Consider the following 3,892-nt stretch of genomic DNA (forward strand, 5'->3'; position numbering starts at 1 on the left):
CGGTCGGTGCCGAGGAGTCGGATGCGCTCTACGACCAGTGGACCATCCCGGCGCCGGGCAAGCCGCTGTTCGAGGCCGCCGGCGCCAACTCCTCGATCACGGGGAACTCGTCCAGGGCGGGCGCGTCCTTGGGGCCGAGCTTCGCGGAGTCGAACTGCTCGGCCCGGTGCGGGGCGGCGACCAGGACGTGCTCCTCGTCGCAGAGCGTTGTCGCGGTGAGCAGAGCACCTCGCGGACGGGCCGTACTGATGGCCAGATCATGATGTCCGGCGGCCAGTCCCTCCAGGGTCTCCTCGGCGTTCCCGAAGGACGCGCGCAGCGCGAAGCCCTGGCCGTCGTCGCCGGTCAGCTCCGTGAGCGCGGGCAGCGCCCGCTCGGCGGTGAACTCAGGGGGACCGGCGAGGTGCAGGGTGCGCAGCGAGGCGTCGTTGTCGGGCCCCGTCTCGGCTATCTCCACGAGGGCGTCGAGATGGGGTGCGGCCTTGTGCGCGAGTTCGTCGCCCATGGTCGTGGGGGTGACCCCGCGGGCCTGGCGCAGGAACAGGGGGCGGCCCAACTGCCGTTCCAGGGTGCGGATCTGGGACGTCACCGCCGGCTGCGAGAGACCGAGCAGGGCCGCGGCGCGGGTGAAGGAGCCGGCCCGGTGCACGGTCACGAAGGTGCGCAGCAAGGCCAGATCCATGGCACGCACTCTCCTTCCCCCACCCTTCCTCCGGCCCCGGGCAGGGCCCAACTATAAATAAGTCGATAGGCCGCTGTCGCTACTGTGATTGGACACTGACACAGAGTCAACTAGCCTTGTGCGCGCGGTTCTTCGCGCGCAGAACCGAGGACGGTCCGAGCCACGAGGGGGGAGGCTCGGACCGTCCGTTGTGCGTAGCCGGACACCGACCGGCGGTACGTAAGGCGGTCACCGCGCCGACTCGTCCAGCGCACGCAGCACATCCGCCACCAGGTCCTCGGGGTCCTCGGCACCGACCGAGAGACGAACGAAGCCCTCCGGTACCGCGTCCCCGCCCCAGCGTCCCCGCCGTTCGGCGGTGGACCGCACCCCGCCGAAGCTCGTCGCGTCGTCCACGAGGCGCAGTGCTTCGAGAAAACGCTCGGCACGCGTGCGCGTGGGCAGCGTGAACGAAACCACACACCCGTAGCGCCGCATCTGCTGCGAGGCGATCTTGTACGAGGGGTCGTCGGGCAGCCCCGGATAGCGCAGGCCCGTCACGTCGGCGCGTTCACGCAGGGCCTTCGCGAGGGTCAGCGCGGTGGCGTTCTGCCGGTCGACACGCAACTGGAGCGTGGCGATCGAACGGTGCGCGAGCCAGGCCTCCATGGGCCCGGGAATCGCGCCGACCACCTTGCGCCAGCGGCGTACGGCGGCCATCGCGGAGGCGTCGGTCCCGGCGACGTACCCGAGGAGGACGTCCCCGTGCCCGGTGAGCTGCTTGGTGCCGCTCGCCACGGCGAAGTCGGCGCCGAGTTCCAGCGGGCGCTGTCCCAGGGGCGAGGCGAGGGTGTTGTCGACGGCCACGAGAGCGCCACGCGCGTGTGCCGCCTCGGCCAGCCGCCGTACGTCACACACGTCGAGGCCGGGGTTCGACGGGGTCTCCATCCACAGCAGCTTGGCGCCGTCGAGAAGGTCGAGCTGGGCGTCCCCGCCGGTCGGCGCGGTGCGCACCTCGATGCCGTACGCCTCCAACTGCTCGCGCACCAGGGGCAGTACCTGGTAGCCGTCGTCGGGCAGCACGACCGCGTCGCCGGCGCGCAGCTGGGAGAAGAGCACCGACGAGATGGCGGCCATGCCGGAGGCGAACACGAGCGTCTCGACGCCGTCCCGCCCAGGCGCCTCCAGCTCGCCGATGGCGTTCTCCAGGTGGGTCCAGGTTGGGTTCTCGTCGCGGCCGTACTTGTACGGTCCCGCCGCCTCGCCCGGTAGATGGAAGTGCGCGGCGAACACCGGCCCGGGGAGCGTCGGTTCGTACTTGACCGCCTCGGGCAGACCGGCCCGCACCGCGCGTGTGCCGTCCCCCGCGCTGTTCCCGATACCTCCGGATGCAGCGGAATCACTCATACCGCTCGTCCCTCCACTTCGTTCCGCACCACGGCGAGCAGACCCTCGCTCGCCGCCTCCACCATCTCAAGACACTCATCGAAGCCGTCCAGGCCCCCGTAGTACGGATCCGGTACGTCGAGGTCGTTGCCGGCGCCGGGGTCGTAGGAGCGGAGCAGGTGGACCTTCTGGGCGTCCTGCTCGGTCGGGGCGAGGCGGCGCAGGGTCTTGCGGTGGCCGGAGTCGAGGGCGATGACGAGGTCCAGGCTGGAGAACCAGGCGGCCTGGAAGCGGCGGGCGGCGTGGTCGGTGCCGTAGCCGTGCTCCTCCAGGACGGCGACGGCGCGCGGGTCGGCGCCGTCGCCCTCGTGCCAGCCGTCCGTGCCCGCGCTGTCGACCTCGACCAGGCCGTCGAGCCCGGCCTCCGCCACCCGCGCGCGGAAGACCGATTCGGCCATCGGCGAACGGCAGATGTTCCCGGTGCAGACGAAGCTGACGCGGTACGCCATCGCGCGCTCAGTCCCCCTCGGGCAGGACGACGTTGAGCGCCCAGGAGACGACCGAGATGATCAGGCCGCCCAGGACGGCGGTCCAGAAGCCCTCGACATGGAAACTCAGGTCGAGCTTGTCGGCCAGCCACGAGGTGAGCATCAGCATCAGCGCGTTGACCACCAGGGTGATCAGACCGAGCGTCAGGATGAACAGCGGGAAGGTCAGTACCTTGACGATCGGCTTGACCAGGAAGTTCACGATGCCGAAGACCAGGGCGACGAGGAGCAGTGTCCAGATCTTCTTGAAGGTGCTGTCACCGGTCAGGGTGATCTTGTCGAGCAGCCATACGGCGACCGCCAGGGCACCCGCGTTGGCGATCGTCTTGACTAGGAAATTCTTCATGTGTCTGATCGTGACAGAAGAGATCGACTCCGAGCGTGGACGAGGGCGATGAAGGCATTCCGGTTGGATGAACTGGAGGCGGAGCGCGCCGCCAACGACGGCGCGTACCTGCAGTTCCTGCGCGAGAAGAACATGTCGGTCGGCCTGTACGCGCTCGACTCCGGCGAGCACGACCGTCAGCAGCCGCACAACCAGGACGAGGTGTACTTCGTGGTGAGCGGCCGGGCCGCGATCACCGTCGGCATGGAGACCACCCAGGTGGCGCGCGGCAGCGTCGTCTACGTGCCGGCCGGGGTGGCCCACAAGTTCCACCACATCAGCGAGGACCTGCGGGTGCTGGTGGTGTTCTCCCCTCCGGAGGCCTGAGCCTTCGTCGGAGCCCCCGGCTCTCCACCCGGAGCCTGACCCGCGTCTCAGGGTTCCCTAGGGGAACGGTCAGGGGAGGACAAGGGATGCGAGGGCCCCGTTCGGCCATCGGCCGCCCTAGCATCGAGTGCAGGACATCAGAGATCCGGCGCGGGAGTGCCGGACACAGACCGGACCCGGTTCGAGCGACGGGCGGAGAGGTACAGGACGAGGACAATGGGTGAGATCTTCGCGGGACTGCCGTGGTGGGTGAAGTGGGTCGCGGTGCCGGTCATCGCCCTGGTCGTGTTCGGCGGGCTGATAGCGACCGTCGTGGGCTTTGTCATCGGACTGCTCTTCAAGGCGCTGGTCTTCGTGGCCCTGGTCGGCGGACTGGTCTACATCGTGCGGAAGTTCACGTCGAGTTCCTCCTCGCGCGGCGACTGGTGAGGTCCCTGCTGGGCAACCGGTGATCGGTAACAGGAATCACCGGTTCCCTCGGGCGGGGGAAGTTTCCCGGACAGGGCGTCTGTGGGCGGTGGCGGGCGGTTAAAGTCCGGAATTCGACGCGGGGACGAACCCCGCGGGCGGCGCACCCCCTCCCCG

Annotated in this window: 5 protein-coding genes and 1 pseudogene; 2 read left to right on the forward strand and 4 right to left on the reverse strand. The window is 69.4% G+C overall.

Annotated features, from left to right (window positions below):
• Window positions 1–91: 91 nt before the first annotated feature.
• From ACNFOC_RS52045 to ACNFOC_RS52060, 4 genes and pseudogenes are all read right to left on the reverse strand, one after another.
• Window positions 92–682 (reverse strand): annotated as a pseudogene (locus tag ACNFOC_RS52045) (LysR family transcriptional regulator); the annotation flags it as partial.
• 228 nt (window positions 683–910) lie between these two features.
• The gene (locus ACNFOC_RS52050; protein WP_416965969.1) at window positions 911–2,068 is read right to left on the reverse strand and encodes a cystathionine gamma-lyase; all 1,158 of its coding nucleotides are present in this window, start codon (window positions 2,066–2,068) and stop codon (window positions 911–913) included.
• Window positions 2,065–2,556, reverse strand: coding sequence for a low molecular weight protein-tyrosine-phosphatase (locus tag ACNFOC_RS52055; RefSeq protein ID WP_416965970.1), 492 nt, complete (start codon window positions 2,554–2,556; stop codon window positions 2,065–2,067). Before ACNFOC_RS52055 ends, ACNFOC_RS52050 begins: the two co-directional genes overlap by 4 nt.
• A gap of 7 nt (window positions 2,557–2,563) precedes the next feature.
• Window positions 2,564–2,941 (reverse strand): phage holin family protein, encoded by a 378-nt coding sequence (locus ACNFOC_RS52060; protein WP_416965971.1) that lies wholly within the window; start codon window positions 2,939–2,941, stop codon window positions 2,564–2,566.
• A 48-nt stretch (window positions 2,942–2,989) separates the two neighbouring features.
• Here ACNFOC_RS52060 and ACNFOC_RS52065 point away from each other — a divergent pair, with 48 nt between their 5' ends.
• Together ACNFOC_RS52065 and ACNFOC_RS52070 are read left to right on the forward strand one after the other, a co-directional pair.
• Window positions 2,990–3,307: a cupin domain-containing protein gene (locus ACNFOC_RS52065; protein ID WP_262060822.1), complete on the forward strand. Its 318-nt coding sequence runs from the start codon at window positions 2,990–2,992 to the stop codon at window positions 3,305–3,307.
• Between the two features lie 216 nt (window positions 3,308–3,523).
• Window positions 3,524–3,736, forward strand: coding sequence for a DUF5326 family protein (locus ACNFOC_RS52070; RefSeq protein ID WP_416965972.1), 213 nt, complete (start codon window positions 3,524–3,526; stop codon window positions 3,734–3,736).
• The last annotated feature ends 156 nt before the right edge of the window (window positions 3,737–3,892 follow it).

Origin of the sequence: Streptomyces colwelliae (assembly GCF_048158785.1) — a bacterium.
Classification (GTDB): domain Bacteria; phylum Actinomycetota; class Actinomycetes; order Streptomycetales; family Streptomycetaceae; genus Streptomyces.